At 64.1% G+C, this 16,277-nt stretch carries 14 protein-coding genes; 8 read left to right on the top strand and 6 right to left on the bottom strand.

The window, feature by feature from the left end; all coding sequences use genetic code 11:
- Positions 1-27 precede the first annotated feature (27 nt).
- Positions 28-1,041 (top strand): type II secretion system F family protein, encoded by a 1,014-nt coding sequence (locus FJ970_RS31060; protein WP_140757852.1) that lies wholly within the window; start codon positions 28-30, stop codon positions 1,039-1,041.
- A 9-nt stretch (positions 1,042-1,050) separates the two neighbouring features.
- Positions 1,051-2,076 carry a type II secretion system F family protein gene (locus FJ970_RS31055; protein ID WP_140757851.1) on the top strand — a complete coding sequence of 342 codons (1,026 nt, stop codon included), beginning with the start codon at positions 1,051-1,053 and terminating at the stop codon, positions 2,074-2,076.
- A gap of 82 nt (positions 2,077-2,158) precedes the next feature.
- On the opposite strand, the gene FJ970_RS31050 is transcribed toward FJ970_RS31055, so the two are convergent.
- Positions 2,159-2,989: a tetratricopeptide repeat protein gene (locus FJ970_RS31050; protein ID WP_140757995.1), complete on the bottom strand. Its 831-nt coding sequence runs from the start codon at positions 2,987-2,989 to the stop codon at positions 2,159-2,161.
- 131 nt (positions 2,990-3,120) lie between these two features.
- Here FJ970_RS31050 and FJ970_RS31045 point away from each other — a divergent pair, with 131 nt between their 5' ends.
- The 5 genes from FJ970_RS31045 to pdeM all read left to right on the top strand — a co-directional run bounded on the left by FJ970_RS31045 (position 3,121) and on the right by pdeM (position 9,112).
- A complete protein-coding gene (locus FJ970_RS31045) occupies positions 3,121-4,485 on the top strand; it encodes a leucyl aminopeptidase family protein (protein ID WP_140757850.1) in 1,365 nt (454 codons plus the stop codon).
- 70 nt (positions 4,486-4,555) lie between these two features.
- Entirely contained in the window at positions 4,556-4,906 is a 351-nt protein-coding gene (locus FJ970_RS31040; RefSeq protein ID WP_140507608.1) for a MarR family winged helix-turn-helix transcriptional regulator, read from the top strand.
- A gap of 30 nt (positions 4,907-4,936) precedes the next feature.
- Positions 4,937-5,797, top strand: a complete 861-nt coding sequence (locus tag FJ970_RS31035; protein ID WP_140757849.1) for an NlpC/P60 family protein — start codon at positions 4,937-4,939, stop codon at positions 5,795-5,797.
- A 67-nt stretch (positions 5,798-5,864) separates the two neighbouring features.
- On the top strand, positions 5,865-8,399 hold the full coding sequence (locus tag FJ970_RS31030; RefSeq protein WP_140757848.1) for a ligase-associated DNA damage response DEXH box helicase: 2,535 nt from the start codon (positions 5,865-5,867) through the stop codon (positions 8,397-8,399).
- Positions 8,396-9,112: a ligase-associated DNA damage response endonuclease PdeM gene (gene pdeM, locus FJ970_RS31025; RefSeq protein ID WP_140757847.1), complete on the top strand. Its 717-nt coding sequence runs from the start codon at positions 8,396-8,398 to the stop codon at positions 9,110-9,112. The genes FJ970_RS31030 and pdeM overlap by 4 nt, the downstream gene beginning before the upstream one ends.
- Before the next feature lie 3 nt (positions 9,113-9,115).
- On the opposite strand, the gene FJ970_RS31020 is transcribed toward pdeM, so the two are convergent.
- The 4 genes from FJ970_RS31020 to FJ970_RS31005 are packed head-to-tail and all read right to left on the bottom strand — an operon-like array spanning position 9,116 to position 14,048.
- Complete coding sequence (locus tag FJ970_RS31020) at positions 9,116-10,051, bottom strand: dimethyl sulfoxide reductase anchor subunit family protein (RefSeq protein ID WP_140757846.1); 936 nt, start codon at positions 10,049-10,051, stop codon at positions 9,116-9,118.
- A gap of 6 nt (positions 10,052-10,057) precedes the next feature.
- Entirely contained in the window at positions 10,058-10,792 is a 735-nt protein-coding gene (locus tag FJ970_RS31015) for a 4Fe-4S dicluster domain-containing protein (protein WP_140757845.1), read from the bottom strand.
- On the bottom strand, positions 10,789-13,719 hold the full coding sequence (locus FJ970_RS31010) for a molybdopterin oxidoreductase family protein (protein WP_181178449.1): 2,931 nt from the start codon (positions 13,717-13,719) through the stop codon (positions 10,789-10,791). Before FJ970_RS31010 ends, FJ970_RS31015 begins: the two co-directional genes overlap by 4 nt.
- Positions 13,719-14,048, bottom strand: a complete 330-nt coding sequence (locus FJ970_RS31005) for a hypothetical protein (protein WP_140757844.1) — start codon at positions 14,046-14,048, stop codon at positions 13,719-13,721. Before FJ970_RS31005 ends, FJ970_RS31010 begins: the two co-directional genes overlap by 1 nt.
- On the opposite strand from FJ970_RS31005, the gene FJ970_RS31000 reads away from it, so the two are divergent.
- Complete coding sequence (locus FJ970_RS31000; protein ID WP_140757843.1) at positions 13,998-14,894, top strand: LysR family transcriptional regulator; 897 nt, start codon at positions 13,998-14,000, stop codon at positions 14,892-14,894. The genes FJ970_RS31005 and FJ970_RS31000 overlap by 51 nt on opposite strands.
- Before the next feature lie 2 nt (positions 14,895-14,896).
- Here FJ970_RS31000 and FJ970_RS30995 read toward each other — a convergent pair whose 3' ends face one another.
- Positions 14,897-16,153, bottom strand: coding sequence for an Hsp70 family protein (locus FJ970_RS30995; RefSeq protein WP_140757842.1), 1,257 nt, complete (start codon positions 16,151-16,153; stop codon positions 14,897-14,899).
- Positions 16,154-16,277: the final 124 nt, after the last annotated feature.

Raw genomic sequence — 16,277 nt, 5'->3', positions numbered from 1 at the left:
CATCCGCAGGCGTGAAGGTTCTGGTCGATGTTTGGAATTGACGGCACCGTATTGGCGTTTGTCGTGCTCGCCGGCTTCAGCGCCGGCGCGGTCGCCTATGCATTCCTGTTCACCCAGATCAGCAATGAGAAACAGGCCGGAAAGCGGCTTGAAACGATCAAGGCCGCCGAGACGGACCGTTCTGTCGTCAAGGCGACGCGCGACCGCGCGGCGGACGCGGCCAAGCGCCGTAAATCGGTGCAGGATTCGCTGAAGGAACTCGACGAGAAGCAGAAGACCAAGGACAACGCCGTCAAGAAGCCGCCGCTGAAAGCCCAGCTTCGCCAGGCTGGGATGAAGGTGCCGATCGAGCGGTTCTATATCTATTCGGCCATATGCGGCCTCGCGCTGGCAATCGTCGCGTTCGTGGCTGGTGCGCCGATGATTGTCTTGCCCGGAGTGCTGCTCGCCGGAGCGCTCGGCCTGCCGCGTTGGTTCGTTTCTTTTCGTCGCATTCGCCGCGTCAAGGCATTCCTCAACGAATTTCCAAATGCGCTCGACATCATCGTGCGGGCGGTCAAGTCCGGCCTGCCGCTGAACGACGCCATACGCCTGATCGCCAATGAATCGCCTGAGCCCGTGAAGACCGAGTTTCGCCGGATAGTCGATTCGCAGCAGATGGGAATGTCGATCCCCGACGCGACCTTGCGCATGCCCGAAACCATGCCATGCACAGAGGCGAGTTTCTTCGGCATCGTCATCCAGATCCAGTCGCAGGCCGGCGGCAATCTCTCCGAGGCGCTGGGCAACCTTTCGCGCGTGTTGCGCGACCGCAAGAAGATGAAGGCCAAGGTCGCGGCACTGTCGATGGAAGCGAAAGCATCCGCCGCCATCATCGGCGCCTTGCCTTTCATCGTCGCCTTTCTCGTCTATCTCTCCAGTCCCAACTATCTGATGCCGCTGTTCACGACCAGCGTCGGCCATTTGATACTCGGTTTCGCCGCCGTCTGGATGTCGATCGGCATCTTCGTGATGCGCAAGATGATGAACTTTGAAGTCTAGGGCCGTGGCATGACCGAACAAGCCATCAAATCACTGACGGATCCCAGCTTCCTGATTGCGCTGCTGGTTGCCATCGCCGTATTCGCAACCGTCTTTACGTTGCTGCCGGCGTTTGGCGGAAACCCGCTCAAGGCGCGCATGAAGTCGGTCGCGCTGGAGCGTGATGAGCTTCGCGCCAAGCAGCGCGCGCGGCTAGCGACCGAGGCCGATCGCCGCCGCAAGGGTCTGCGCGAGCAACAGTCGGTCGGCATGCGCAACATTGTCGACCGGCTCGATCTACGGCGTGCGTTGGCCGACGAGGCCACCTTGCAGAAGCTCAAGGTTGCCGGCTTTCGCGGACAGAACCCGCTGACGCGTTTTCTGTTCTTCCGGCTGGTGCTTCCTTTTGTCGGCTTCGCGCTCGGTCTGATCTATATTTTCGTGCTCGGAGGATTGCCCGACAAGCCGTTGGTGGTCCGGCTGTTCGTATGCATCCTGGTTGCCTATGGCGGCTTCTACACGCCGGTCCTCTACGTCAACAACCGTGCGACCAAGCGCAAGCAGTCGATCCAGATGGCGTGGCCGGATGCGCTCGACCTGATGCTGATCTGCGTGGAATCCGGTATGTCGGTGGAAGCCGCACTGCGCAAGGTCGCCGACGAGATCGGCGCGCAGTCGGTGGCCCTGGCGGAAGAATTCATCCTGACCAATGCCGAGCTCTCCTATCTGCAGGAGCGCAAGCAGGCTTATGAAAACCTGGCCAGTCGCACGGGGCTGGAATCGGTCAAGTCGGTATCGCAGGCGCTTGTCCAGGCCGAGCGCTACGGCACGCCGGTGGCGCACGCGCTGCGCGTGCTTGCCGCGGAAAGCCGCGACATGCGCATGAACGCCGCCGAGAAAAAGGCGGCCGCCCTGCCGCCCAAACTCACCGTGCCGATGATCTTGTTCTTCCTGCCGGTGCTGTTCGCCATCATCCTGGGGCCGGCGGGCATCCAGGTCAGCCAGCGCGGCATCTTCGGCGATCATTCCGGGGCGGCCGCGTCGACCAGCCAGTAAACCAACGCAGAATCCGTCCGCGGAAACAAAAGCCGCGCTGCAATCGAGCGCGGCTTTTTACGATTTACGGCAAGCGCGGCGATCAGTTGGTGGCGGTTTTCGCCGGTTTCGCCTTGTCCTGATCCTTCAGCTGGCTCCAGGCGTTCTGCTGGGCCAGCATCTGCCTGAGATAGGCGACGTTGGCCTGTGCCTGATCGGGCGAAAGTTCCTGCGAGGCGATCTTTTCGGCTTCGTCGAAACGGCCCTGCAGGCCGACGACGAGCGCCAGGTTCTGGCGCACCCGGCTATCGGCGTTCGGCTGCTGGGCCGCCGACCGCATATAGGTTTCGGCGGTGCGCAGATCCCCTTCCAGCACATAGGACATGCCGAGATTGGAAAGGATCGAAGGCTCGTTGGGCTTGAGTTCGAGGGCCTTGCGGTAAAGCTGGCGCGCTTCATCCTTCTGGTTGAGCTGATCAAGTATGGCTCCTTCGGCGGAGACCAGCCTCCAGTCGGGATATTCCGGCGTCTGTGCGCGGCGCACCGCATCGAGCGCCGCCTCGAACTGGCCGTTGGCGGCCAGTGCCTTGCCGTAGGCGGCGAGTACGTCGCGGTCCTTGGGATAGGCGATCGCCAGCTTGCGCATCACGGCGAGTGACTGGTCGGCATCGCCATCCATCTGCAGCGCGGCCGCGAAGTTGGTCGCGATACGCTTGTCGTTGGGACTCCTGGCGTAGGATTGGCCGAGTGCTGCCGTGGCATTGTGTAGTTCTCCCGCCGACATCGTCTCCAGCGGCTTGCCGCTGGTGCGTCCGATCGAGCCGGTGGTGAGCTTGTCGGTTGCGCATCCCGCGACACCTGCCGCGAGCGCCAGCATGAACGCCGTGGTGATGAGCCGCTTTCCCCGGATGTTTATCGTGCGGTTGGTCGGCATCGGCACCCTGGGCCTCCATTCATACGTGTGGCCATTGCGTGGCCATCTTCCCTCCAGCAGAAATATTCTGTTAACCCTAACGGAGGGTTAAGAAGCGCCGACTCGGGCGAGCTCGGCAGGAGAAACATCTGATGTCCGTAGAACTGGTCGAGAACAAGCTGAAGAACCCGCTGCCGATCCATCTGGTCGCCAGGGACGGCCTGGAGGTGGCCGGTCTGTCGCCGTCCATTGTCGCCTGGGCCAAGGCAAACGGCTTTTCCGGCGAGGCCGGCAGGACGCTGGTCGTGCCCGGTGAGAACGGAGTGCTCGCGGGCGCCCTGTTCGGTCTTGGTGACGGCGAGGGCGCGCTTGCCATCGGCGCCCTGGCGAAAACCTTGCCGGAGGGCGACTGGCATTTCGCGTCCAAGCCGGCCCAGCCGGAATTGGCGGCTCTTGCAATCGTGCTCGGCGGTTATGTCTTTACCCGCTACGGCAAGAAGCCGGGCAAGGCGCTGCGCTTCGACCTGCCTGCCGGCGCCGACGCAAAACGTGTTCGTAGTATAGCCGACGGCGTCTTCCTGGCTCGCGACCTTGTCAACACGCCGACCAGCGACATGGGGCCGGACGATCTGGAGAGGGCGGTGCGGACCCTGGCTGGGACCCACAAGGCCGAAGTCTCCGTCATCAAGGGCGACGACCTGCTCACACAGAATTTCCCGATGATTCACGCCGTCGGTCGCGCCTCGTCCGATGCGCCGCGCCTGATCGACATGACATGGGGGCAGCAAGGCGCGCCGAAGGTGACGCTGGTCGGCAAGGGTGTCTGCTTCGACACGGGCGGCCTCGACATCAAGCCTTCTTCGGGCATGCTGCTGATGAAGAAGGACATGGGCGGCGCGGCCAATGTGCTTGGCCTGGCCTCGATGATCATGGCGGCTGGGCTCAAGGTGCGGCTGCGGGTGCTGATCCCCGCGGTCGAGAATTCGATTGCCGGCAACGCCTTTCGCCCGGGCGACGTGCTGGCGAGCCGAAAGGGCATCTCGGTCGAGATCGGCAATACGGACGCGGAAGGGAGGCTGGTGCTGGGCGATGCGCTGGCGCTGGCCGACGAGGAGGAACCGCGGCTTCTGATCGACATGGCGACCCTGACCGGAGCAGCCCGCGTCGCGCTTGGCCCCGACCTGCCGCCCTTCTACACCGATGACGAGGCGCTTGCCTCGGAGCTGGCAGCGGCATCGCTGGCAGTCGAGGATCCGCTGTGGCGCATGCCGCTATGGCGGCCCTACGATGCGAAATTGTCGTCGAAGATCGCCGACATCAACAACGTTACCACGGATGGTTTCGCCGGCTCGATCACCGCAGCGCTGTTCCTCAAGCGCTTCGTCGAAAAGTCGGCAAGCTGGGCGCATTTCGACATCTTCGCCTGGAACCCCGCCGATCGCCCCTACGGCCCCGCCGGTGGCGAGGCGCAAGGGATCCGGGCGCTGGAGCGGATCATCTCGACGCGCCATGGCTGATGCGCAAGCAGAGCCGGCAAATTGCAGAAACTGAAACGGAACCGAAACAATTTGCCGTCATCATGGCGCGATGTCGATTGCGATGCGCCCGAGCCAAGCCTTGCGACTGTGGCAGCAGGTGATGCTGTCGCAGGTTCGCGAGGACGCGCCTGATCTCACCATGCGCCAGACGGCGATCCTGTTCACCATCTATCTCGATCCGCCGCCGCACACCGTACGCGGGCTTGCCGCCCGCCTCAACGTCACCAAGCCGGTCATCACGCGCGCGCTCGACACGATGGGCGCGCTGAAACTGGTGTCGCGCCATCGCGACGAGCTCGACAAGCGCAATGTCCTGATCAAGCGCACCGTCGAAGGCGCGCTATTTGTCGAGCGCTTCGGCGATGGTATCATTGCCAAGGCCCACGACCTGCCGATCTGACTGTAGTGCCCATTCAACAAGGTTGCCGATTTGACCGCCCACGACGCACGCCTTCATGCCTTCCGCTCCGATCTGGCCGATGCCAGGTTGAAAGGAGAGGTCGTTGCCGACCGTTTCGTAGCGGGTCGGCCAGCGCGGATTTCGGTCCCGGTGGCCGATATCCGCAAGGCGCCGACGCTGGATTCGGGCATCAACACGCAAGCTCTGTTCGGCGACGATGTCCTGGTTTTCGAGGATAGAGAAGGCTGGGCCTGGATCCAGACCGAGCGAGACGGCTATGTCGGCTATGTCGCCGACGTTATGCTGGGCAGGCGGGACCGTGCGCCCACCCATATCGTCTCGGTGCCGCGTACGTTCCTTTATCCCGGCCCGGATCTGCGCTTTCCGATCGCCGGGCAACTGTCGATGGGATCGACGACAACCGTGACGGGTGCCGCCGAAACACGCGGTACGCACTATGCGCTGCTGCCCTCCGGTGAAGCCATGATCGCTGGCCATCTGCGGCCGATCGGCGAAGTGGCTGGCGACTATGTGTCCGTGGCCGAGACGTTTCTCGGCACGCCCTATCTGTGGGGCGGTGTTTCCGGCTTCGGCATCGATTGCTCCGGCCTGGTGCAACTGGCCATGCGCATGGCCGGCAGGGAGGTGTTGCGCGATACCGACATGCAGGCCGCTTCGATCGGCGAGCCGCTTCAGCCGGGTCCTGATTTTTCGGGGCTGCGACGCGGTGACCTGGTGTTCTGGAAAGGTCACGTCGCCATCATGACCGACGCCGAAACCATGATCCACGCCAACGGCCACACCATGCTTGTGTCGCGCGAAGGGCTGAAGGAAGCCATCGCCCGCATCGGCTATCTCTATGGCGCGCCGACGGGGTTCCGGCGCCCGTAAGGCTTTTCGGTCCCCTTTTGTTCCGATTCCGCTTGGCGATTGCCTGCCGCCGCGCTACCTCTGACGCGTGACCGAGCTGCCTCGCCTCGCCGACCAGAATGCCGCCGTCGTCCTGCCCGAGCCATTCGTAAAATGGTTCGGCGAGAAAGGCTGGTCGCCGCGCGCCCATCAGATCGAACTCCTGGCGAAGGCCCAAGCCGGGCAATCGGTGCTGTTGATCGCGCCGACCGGCGCCGGCAAGACGCTGGCCGGCTTCCTGCCGTCGCTGACCGAACTGGCCGTCAGGCCAAGGCGAAAACCAGGCCAGGCGCGGCGCGGCATCCACACGCTGTACATTTCGCCGTTGAAGGCACTGGCCGTCGACATCGAGCGCAATCTCGGCAAGCCAGTCGAGGAGATCGGCCTGCCCGTGTCCATCGAAACACGCACCGGCGACACCCCCGCCCACAAGCGCCAGCGCCAGAAACTTGCGCCGCCCGATATCCTGCTCACCACGCCCGAGCAACTGGCGCTGCTGATCGCGGCAGGCGATGCCAGACGCTTCTTCGAGGATCTGCGCTATGTCGTGCTCGACGAATTGCATTCGCTGGTGACATCGAAGCGCGGCCATCTGCTGGCGCTTGGGCTGGCGCGACTGCGCAGCTTTGTCCCTGGCCTTCAGACGATCGGGCTGTCGGCGACTGTGGCCGAGCCGGACGAATTGCGGCGCTGGCTGGTCAGCCAGAACCCGCCGGGTGGCATGGCGGAATTGATCATTGTGACGGGCGGCGCGAAGCCCGAAATCTCGATCCTCGATTCCGAGGAGCGGGTACCTTGGGCGGGGCACTCGGCGCGCTACGCCACGCCGGAAATCTACCGCGAGATCAAGCGCCACAAGACGACCTTGCTGTTCGTCAACACACGCAGCCAGGCGGAGCTGCTGTTCCAGGAGTTGTGGCGGGTCAACGAGGACACCTTGCCGATCGCCCTGCATCACGGCTCGCTCGATGTCGCCCAGCGCCGGCGCGTCGAGAAGGCGATGGGCGAGAACGCGCTGCGCGCCATCGTCGCCACCTCGACGCTCGATCTCGGCATCGACTGGGGCGATGTCGATCTGGTCGTGCATGTCGGTGCGCCGAAGGGCGCCAGCCGGCTGGCGCAGCGCATCGGCCGTGCCAACCACCGCATGGATGAGCCGTCGAAGGCGATCCTGATCCCCGCCAACCGTTTCGAGGTGCTGGAATGCCGGGCCGCGCTCGACGCCAATTATCTCGGCGCGCAGGATACGCCGCCGCTGGTCGATGGCGGGCTCGACGTGCTGGCCCAGCATGTCCTGGGTTGTGCCTGCGGGGCGCCATTCCGCGCCGATGGCCTGTATGAAGAGGTGCGAACGGCGGCACCCTATGCCGGCCTCGATCGTCCGACATTCGACCGCGTGGTCGATTTCGTCGCCACCGGCGGTTACGCGCTGAAGAATTACGAGCGCTATGCACGCATCCGCCTGAACAAGGATGGACTGTGGCGCGTATCCAATCCGCGTGTCGCCCAGCAATACAGGCTGAATGTCGGCACCATCATCGAGGTGCCGGCGCTCAACGTCCGTTACGTCAAGGCCGGCAGCAAAGGCTCGGCGTCGCACGGCGGCCGCGTGCTCGGCAAGATCGAGGAGGCGTTCCTCGAAACCTTGACACATGGCGATACCTTCATGTTCGCCGGCAAGGTGCTGCGCTTCGAAGGCATCCGCGAAAATGAATGCTTCGTCTCGAACGCGCCGGGCAGTGACGCCAAGGTGCCCTATTATGGCGGCGGCAAGTTTCCGCTCTCGACCTACCTGGCCGAGCAGGTCCGCATCATGCTGGACGATCCGCAGCGCTGGAAGAAGCTGCCGGAGCAGGTGGCCGACTGGCTGCGGTTCCAGTCGGACAAATCGATGCTGCCCAAGCGCGACGATTTGCTGATCGAGACCTTTCCGCGGGGCAACCGCCACTATCTGGTCGCCTATCCCTTCGAGGGCAGGCTCGCGCACCAGACGCTTGGCATGCTGCTCACCCGTCGCCTCGACAGGGCCGGCGCCAGGCCGCTCGGCTTCGTCGCCACCGACTATGCGCTCGCCATATGGTCACTGGGCGACATGGGCGCGATGTTCAAAGCGAGGAAACCGTCGCTCGGCGCGCTGTTCGACCAGGATATGCTGGGCGACGATCTCGAAGCCTGGCTGGCCGACAGCTGGCTTCTCAAGCGCACTTTCCGCAATTGCGCGCTGATCTCCGGCCTGATCGAAAAACGCCACCCCGGCCAGGAGAAGAGCGGCCGGCAGGTCACTGTGTCGACCGACCTGATCTACGATGTGCTGCGCAGCCATGAGCCGGACCACATCCTGCTTCAGGCGACGCGTGCCGACGCGGCGACCGGCCTGCTCGATGTCAGCAGACTTGCCGACATGCTCTCGCGCATCCAGGGTCGAATCATGCATAAGGCGCTCGAACAGATTTCGCCGCTTGCCGTGCCGATCATGCTCGAGATCGGCAAGATGCCGGTCAATGGCGAGGCCGATGAAACGCTGCTGATGGACGCGGCGACGCTGGTCGAAGAGGCCATGGGCCCGGGGATGGTTGACGAATGAACTTTTCGCTGGCGCGCGCATCGCTGATCGGCGAGGCCGACCTTGTCGGCATCGCGGGCGAGCGCGCAGTCTGCGATCCGCGCGGCGTGCTCTATTTTCCCGGTCTCAGGCTGCTGACGGTATCGGACCTGCATCTGGAGAAGGGGTCGTCGCTGGCAAGGCGCGGCACGCTGATCCCGCCCTACGATACCGGCACGACCCTGCTGCGGCTGCAGGCGGTGATATCAGACTACCAGCCCTCGATCGTCATCAGCCTGGGCGACTCCTTTCACGACGGCGGCGGCGCCAAACGCATGCATCAAAGTTTTCGCGAACGGCTGGAAGCGCTGATGGCAGGCCGTGACTGGTTCTGGGTCGCCGGCAATCATGACCCCGAAGCGCCCGCGGACCTGCCCGGCGACACCGTGCGGGAACTGGCCATAGGTTCGCTGCTGTTCCGGCACGAGCCATCGAAGGTGCGGGTAGAAGGCGAAATATCGGGCCATCTGCATCCCTGCGCCCGCATCGTGCAGCAAGGCCGTTCGGTGCGGCGGCGCTGCTTTGCCAGCGACGGCGGCCGCATGATCATGCCGGCCTTCGGCGCCTATACCGGTTCGCTCAACGTCCTCGACCAAGCCTATGCCGGCCTGTTCCGGCTGGAATCGTTGATGGCCTACATGCTGGGCACCGACCGCATCTTCGCCATCTCCCGCTCGATGCTGCGGCCAGGCTGAGATCTATCGTCCATAATAGAGCATGACCGTGTGCTTCGCTTCGGCGAAGAACAGCCAGCGCTCGACCAGCATGCCGGCGAACTGGACGATCGCGGCGAGCGCCGACAACAACGCCGCAAACGGCCACGGCAAGGCGAAGGCGGCGATCAGCAACAGGATCGGCAAACCGAAGGCCAGTGCCTGCGCGATCCGGCGCAGCTTCGCGCTATGCTTGCGCGCGATGCGGAAGCCCATTTCCTTGAGCAGGTAGTTCTCCTCGGTATGCGGCCATTCCAGGGATTGCACCATCCCGCCGGCGAGCCCGGTCGCGGTGTTGGCGTTGGTTTGGATTTCAAGCAGGTCATTGTGGCGCCAGGTCGCCAGCTTCCAGCCCAAGCCAAGCAAGGTGAGCAGTACGGAAGCGGCGAGGAGAATAGTCGAGCCGAGCGCAAAGCCTTGCAGCAGGGCATTCACTAGCACGCAGCCGCTCATCGCCGAGAAGATAAGATAGCCGGGCAAGGTATAGGGACTGTGCCACTGCGCAATCGGCTTCAGCGAGGCATAGATCATGCCGGTCATGCAGACCGTAGCGATGGCGCCGAAGGTGGACAGAAGCCCCGCGGCCGCCACCCAGCCGTCGAGCCGGCCAAGGAAGATCCAGCCCACACCGAAAAGGCCTGCGGGAATGAAGGTAGCGACCGAGGCGATACCTTCGCGCGCCAGCCACGAACTGCGCCATTGCGAGAACGCCCGCCAGGCACGTTCGGGTCGGCCGAGATGGCCGGTCGACGACAACAGGCCGGCCGCGATCATGCCGAGCGCCAGTCCCATTCCGACGAAGCCCAACCAGAAATCAGGGGCGATGAAGCCGAGCGGGCCGAGCACGCCGAGCAGTGCGAGCAGCCCATAGCCGGCACCCGTGGCGGTGGTGAAGAAGACGACCGAAAAAGCTGGATGCATGGATGGTCAGCTCGAAAGCATGCGGTCGACCCAGCCCAGGAGACCGCCTTCGGCCCGCACCGGCTCCAATGCCTTCGCGGGCACCGATGCGGCGCGTTGCGTGTGAGCGCGCGGTGGCAGGTATTTGTTGGTCGGGTGATAGCCGAGTTCGGGCATCAGGTCGACACCGCCCCGCTCCGCCACCAGTTGCGAAACGGGGGATTGGGGATCGCCGAGGTCGCCGAAATGCCGGGCGCTGGTCGGGCAGGCGGCGACGCAGGCCGGCACGCGGTCCTCTTCGGCCAGATTGTCGTTGTAGATGCGGTCGACGCAGAGCGTGCATTTCTTCATCACGCCGACATCCGTATCGAACTCGCGCGCGCCGTAAGGGCAGGCCCAGCTGCACAGTTTGCAACCGATGCACTTGTCCTCGTCGATCAGCACGATGCCGTCGGAGGCGCGTTTGTAGGAGGCGCCCGTCGGGCAGACGGTGACGCAGGCCGGCGTCTCGCAATGCAGGCAGGAGCGCGGGAAGTTCACCGTGCGCCCTCCCATCTCGGTGATGTGCTCGTAGCTGTGCACGCGGTTGAACCAGACCCCGTCGACATGGCTGCCATAAGGGTGGATGTCGGTCAGCGGCGCCATGTGGCCGCCGGTGTTCCACTCCTTGCAGGCGGTGACGCAGGCCTGGCAGCCGACACAGGTGTCGAGGTCGATGACGAGGCCAAGCTTCTTGCCGCCTGGACTGGGAAGACAGGTCATTCGGCCGCCTCTCTTGCCTGCCGGAACCCGGCGCCGAAAGTGAGCTTGTCGGGCGAGGGTTCGAAATGCGGCGGCTGGTGAAAACGCTCGAATTGCGGTTCGGTGAAGCCGGCCTCTTCAGCCGCGCATTTGACGATGCGGACGCGCAGATCGAACCACGCGGCTTGTCCCGTGACCGGATCGGAATTCGAATAGCGTTTGCCGCTGGCGTCAGCAGAAGTCTGGTCACCGATGATGTGGTTGAGCAGGAAGCCGCGATTGCTCTCGGCGGCATCGTCCTTCAGCCCCCAGCTGCCGCGCCTTTTGCCGATCGCGTTCCAGGTCCAGACCGTGCTCTCGTTCACCCCGTCGACCAGCTTGATCTGCCCCTTCACCTTGCCGTTGACGCTCTCGATCCACACCCAGTCGTCGTCGGCTAGGCCGAGGCCGGCCGCCGTCCGGTGATGTACGAACAGGCGGTTCTGGCTGGTGATCTGCCGCAACCACGCGTTCTGCGAACCCCAGGCATGGTACATGTGCATCGGCCGCTGCGTCAGCGCATGCAGCGGATATTTCTGCAGATCGACGGCCGCTTCCTCGAAGGGCACGTACCAGAACGGCAGCGGGTCCATGTAGGTCTCGATGCGGTTGCGCTCTGTCTCGGGTGGTTGCACCGGACCATGGCCGCGCGCGGCGAGGCGGAAGCGTTGCAATGGTTCGCAATAGAGCTGGAAGACGATCGGCTCGGCCTGGGGGATGAAGCCCAGTTGCACCGCGAAATCGAGATAGGAGCGGTTGGCCATCTTGTAGTAGCGCTGGTCGTCGGCGAAGTCGTGGTGCCAGAAACCGCCATTGTCGATGTAGCGTTGCAACTGGTTGGGGTTGACGTCGCCCTTGCCGATCGAGGTTTCGTCCTTGCCGCGCCAGCCGGCGAGCGGGCCGATGCCGGGCGTGCGTTCATGATTGACGATGTAGTCGGCATAGTCGCGGTACTTCGCCGAGCCGTCGTCATCGACGAAGCCGGGCAAGGCGAGCCGCGCGCCGAGTTCGATCAGCACCGACTGGAACGGCCTCACGTCGCGGTCGGGCTCGACGACAGGATGGCGAATGGCGTCGCCCGGCCCGTCGGCATGGCTGATCGGCCGGTCGAGCAGGCTGATGCAGTCGTGACGCTCGAGATACGTGGTGTCGGGCAGGACGAGGTCCGCGAACGGCACGGTCTCGGAATAATAGGCGTCGGAATAGATGATGAAGGGGATCCTGTAGTTGCCCGCTTCGTCATGGTCCGTGAGCATGGCCATGGTCTCGACGGTGTTCATCGAGGAATTCCAGGCCATGTTCGACATGTACATCATCAGCGTGTCGATTGGGTATGGGTCGCCGGCCCAGGCATTGCGGATGACCGTGTGCATCAAACCGTGCGCCGCAAGCGGCGAATCCCAGGAATAGGCCTTGTCGATGCGCAGCGGCGTGCCGGCTTCGTCGACCAGCAGATCGTCGGGTCCACAAACGAAACCGAGCGGCATGCCGTCGAGCGGCGTCATCGGCCTTACGTCCTTGCCGCAGGGCTTCGGGCCCGGCGGCGCCGACCTGGGGTACGGCGGCTTGAAGCGGAAGCCGCCGGGAACATCCACCGTGCCCAGAAGAACCTGCAGCAGATGGATGGCACGGCAGGTGTGAAAGCCGTTGGAATGGGCCGAGATGCCGCGCATCGCGTGCATCGAAACGGGCCGTCCCTTGATCGTCTCATGCCGGCGCCCGGCCCAGTCGGTCCACGCGATCGGCAGTTCGATCGCCTGTTCGAGGGCGACATGGGCAAGTTCGGCGGCGATCCGGCGGATCGTTCCGGCGGAGATGCCGCAACGCTCCGCGACCGCATCTGGTGCGTACCTCTCCTCGAGATAGCGGTCCGCAATGAGCTGGAACACCGGCACGCAGCGGCGGCCATCGACATCGTAGCTGCCGGTCAGTGCCGGTTTGGCGTCGGCATCGGCGGCGCTCACCGGACGCTTCGCCACTCTGTCCCATGCCAGCGGATTGCCGTCGCTGTCGCGCGCGAACAGCCCGTCATCGGCCGCGCCCGGTTCCTGAATGACCAGGACATGCGCGTTGGTGTAGCGGAGCAGATAATCGAGGTCGACGCGACCCGCCTTCAAGAGTTCGTGGATAAGCGCGAACACGAACAGGCCGTCCGTGCCGGGCCGGATGCCGATCCAGTCGTCAGCGATCGCATTGTAGCCCGTCCGGCACGGATTGATCGACACCACCTTGGCGCCGCGTGCCTTGAGCTTGCCCAGCCCGATCTTGATCGGATTGGAATCATGGTCCTCGGCGACGCCGAACAGCATGAAGTATTTCGTGTTGTCCCAATCGGGCTCGCCGAACTCCCAGAACGAGCCGCCGATCGTGTAAAGGCCCCCGGCCGCCATATTCACCGAACAAAAGCCGCCATGGGCGGCAAAGTTCGACGTGCCGAACTGGCTCGCCCACCAGCCCGTCAAGGATTGCGACTGGTCACGACCGGTGAAGAAGGCAAGTTTTTTAGGATCGGTCCGGCGGATCTTCGACAGCCGCTCGGTGGCGATCGAGAAGGCTTCCTCCCACTCGATCTCGCGGAAATCGCCCGAGCCGCGCGGGCCGGTGCGTAGCAATGGTTTCTTCAGCCTGGCCGGGCTGTAGTGCTGCATGATACCGGAACTGCCCTTGCCGCAGATCACGCCGCGATTGACCGGATGATCCTTGTTGCCGTTGATGTAGCGGATCTTGCCGTCCTTGATATGCACGTCGATGCCGCAGCGACAGGCGCACATGTAGCAGGTGGTCTTGGCGATGCTGTCGGAAACGTCAGGCGAGGTGTCGACACCATCGCCTTCATCGGGCGCGCGTGTGTCGGCAAGCTGGCGTTGCGAGGGGGCTGAATTGGCGCCGCGCGGCGGTCCTTGCATCATCATCCCGTGCTGCTCGCGCGGCCGGCGGATTTGGCTCGCGTCTTCGGCCCGGGGCCGCGCATGTAATGCTCTTCCGGGTGATATCGATCACCGGCCAACCGGCGCCGGATGCCGCGGGTCCAATGCGCAAGCAGGGATCTGAACCGCCCGATCATTTTGTTCTCTGCGACCTGCAGGCTAATTTTTTCTAACTTCGCCTGAAAAAGTAGAATAAAGCTATCGACCCGTCTAATCAGTTGTTCTTGTAAATTCGATCGATATTGCTTCTTAATGCACGCATGACCCTGGATCAGTTGCGCATTTTCGTCGCCGTCGCCGAGCGCGGCCACATGACCAAGGCAGCCGAGCTCCTGGGCATTTCCCAGTCGGCCGCGTCGGCGGCCATTCGCGCGCTGGAAGAGCAGCACGGTGTCCATCTGTTCAACCGCGTCGGCCGCAATATTGAGCTGGCCCAGACCGGCCACCGGTTCCTGCCCGAGGCCAAGGCCGTTCTGGAGCGTGCCGCCGCCGCCCGCAACGTGCTGGAACATGTTTCGCAGACGGTCGCCGGCAGCCTCTCCATCGCCGCCAGCCTGACCATTGCCAGCTATTGGCTGCCGCGCCGGCTGGCCTCCTTCCACGAGGCCTATCCCGCCGTCAGGCTGAGCGTCACCATCGGCAACACAAGGCAGGTCGAGGCCAGCGTGCTCGATGGAACCGCCGATCTCGGCCTGGTCGAAGGGCGCACCGAGTCCGACTTGTTGCGCCGCGCCAAGGTCGACACCGACCGGCTGATGCTGGTCGTTGCCAGTTCCCATCCCAAGATCGCCGAAACCGCACCGGGCCGCCCAGACATCACCGGTCTGCGCTGGATTATCCGCGAAGGCGGCTCCGGCACGCGCGAAGTGCTGGAGGACTTGGCGCGCCGCGAGGGGATTTCACTTGCCGACTTGCAGATATTTCTGGTGCTGCCCAGCAACGAGGCGGTTCGCCAGGCGGTCGAGGCGGGTGCTGGCGCGACCATTATTTCGGAGCTCGTCGTCGGGCGGGCCGTCGCCGAGGGGAGCCTGAGAGCCGTGCCGATCGAATTGCCGAAGCGCGACTTCGCCATGATCACCCATCGGGACCGTCAGGCAAGCCTGGCCCAGATGGCGCTGAGGGCGCATCTGGCTGCGGAGATGAACGGGTCAGGGTAGGATCAGCCGAACTTCCGCTGCGCATCGAGCGCCAGGCCAAGCCCGACCGATCCAAACATATCGCCTTCTATGACGGAAGCCTGCGGCACCAGCGACAGGATTTCCCGCCTTGCCAGCGGGATCGCCGTCGATCCGCCGGTCAGGAACACCGCGGTGATGTCGGATGGCTTGACTCCGGCGTCGCGGATGGTCTGCGCCACCGTCTCGGTGACCCGCTCGATTTCCCGGGCGATCGTTGCCTCCAGCCCGTCGCGTGTGATCCCGGCGGCGAACGCCGCGTCGGGCAGCGTCACCGCCACGTCCGCGGATGACCTGTCGGTCAGCTCTATCTTGGCTTTCTCGACCAACGCTGCCAGAGCGTGCCCGTAGCGGTGCTCGACGATATGGATGAAGCGGTCGACCAGGTCGGCGCGCGCGGCCTCGTAGCGGATTTGGCGCAGATGCGTCATCGCCTTGGCGGTGTAGACCAGATTGATGCGCTGCCATGTGGCGAGATCGATGAAGTAGCTGGCCGGCAGATTGCGCTTGCCGTCCTTGGTCGCGGAGAGATAGCCGAGCTGCGGCATGACATGGGCGATGCTCAGCAGCCGGTCGAAATCGGTGCCGCCGATATGGATGCCGCGGCTGGCCAGGATGTCGTCCTTGCGGTCGGTCGATCGCGACCGCTCCGGCGAGACCCGCACGATCGAGAAGTCGGACGTGCCGCCGCCCATGTCGATGATCAGCGCCAGTTCTTCGCGCGTCACCTTCTGCTCGTAGTCGAGCGCCGCTGCGATCGGCTCAAACTGGAAAGCGATGTGCTTGAAGCCCTGGGCACGGGCAGCCTTCTCGAGCTCGCCTTGCGCCTCCGCGTCGGCTTGCGCGTCATCATCGACGAACTGCACCGGGCGGCCGAGCACCACGCTCTCCACCACGCCGCCGGCGTCCTCCTCCAGCCGCGTCCTCAGATGACCGATGAACAGGCCGATAATGTCGATGAAGCCGATCTGGCGCGCCTTGATACGCGTCTTCTCGTGGGCGAGCGAACTGCCGAGCACGCTCTTCAACGAGCGCATCAGGCGGCCTTCGATGCTGTCGGTATAATCGCCGATCGCGCGACGGCCGAAATAGGTGTGGCCGTCCTCGAAGTTGAAGAACACGGCACTGGGCAGAGTGGGCTGTTCGCCCTCCAGTGGGACCAGCCGCGCCTTGCCGTTCCGGATCACGCCCACCGTGGAATTGGACGTGCCGAAGTCGATGCCGCCGAATGCCTGATGCATTGCAGCCTCCTGTCATTGTTTCGTGGCGGCAAAACAGCGGCGACGCATCGCGCTGTCATCCGGATGGCCGGACCGCTTCGGCGAATTGTATGTGCGTGTTTGCCCCTGGGCTGGGAGGCGGCGG

Source organism: Mesorhizobium sp. B2-1-8 (assembly GCF_006442545.2).
In the GTDB taxonomy this organism is placed as follows: Bacteria; Pseudomonadota; Alphaproteobacteria; order Rhizobiales; family Rhizobiaceae; genus Mesorhizobium.
This window is presented reverse-complemented; position numbering and strand designations above follow the sequence as displayed.

Bases quoted from the DNA above. Each gene is read 5' to 3' on its own strand.
- FJ970_RS31055 (WP_140757851.1), top strand. From the start codon at position 1,051: ATGACCGAACAAGCCATCAAATCACTGACGGATCCCAGCTTCCTGATT.
- pdeM (WP_140757847.1), top strand. From the start codon at position 8,396: ATGAACTTTTCGCTGGCGCGCGCATCGCTGATCGGCGAGGCCGACCTT.
- FJ970_RS31010 (WP_181178449.1), bottom strand. From the start codon at position 13,719: ATGATGCAAGGACCGCCGCGCGGCGCCAATTCAGCCCCCTCGCAACGC.
- FJ970_RS31050 (WP_140757995.1), bottom strand. From the start codon at position 2,989: ATGCCGACCAACCGCACGATAAACATCCGGGGAAAGCGGCTCATCACC.
- FJ970_RS31020 (WP_140757846.1), bottom strand. From the start codon at position 10,051: ATGCATCCAGCTTTTTCGGTCGTCTTCTTCACCACCGCCACGGGTGCC.
- FJ970_RS31045 (WP_140757850.1), top strand. From the start codon at position 3,121: ATGTCCGTAGAACTGGTCGAGAACAAGCTGAAGAACCCGCTGCCGATC.
- FJ970_RS30995 (WP_140757842.1), bottom strand. From the start codon at position 16,153: ATGCATCAGGCATTCGGCGGCATCGACTTCGGCACGTCCAATTCCACG.
- FJ970_RS31060 (WP_140757852.1), top strand. From the start codon at position 28: ATGTTTGGAATTGACGGCACCGTATTGGCGTTTGTCGTGCTCGCCGGC.
- FJ970_RS31040 (WP_140507608.1), top strand. From the start codon at position 4,556: ATGTCGATTGCGATGCGCCCGAGCCAAGCCTTGCGACTGTGGCAGCAG.
- FJ970_RS31015 (WP_140757845.1), bottom strand. From the start codon at position 10,792: ATGACCTGTCTTCCCAGTCCAGGCGGCAAGAAGCTTGGCCTCGTCATC.
- FJ970_RS31000 (WP_140757843.1), top strand. From the start codon at position 13,998: ATGACCCTGGATCAGTTGCGCATTTTCGTCGCCGTCGCCGAGCGCGGC.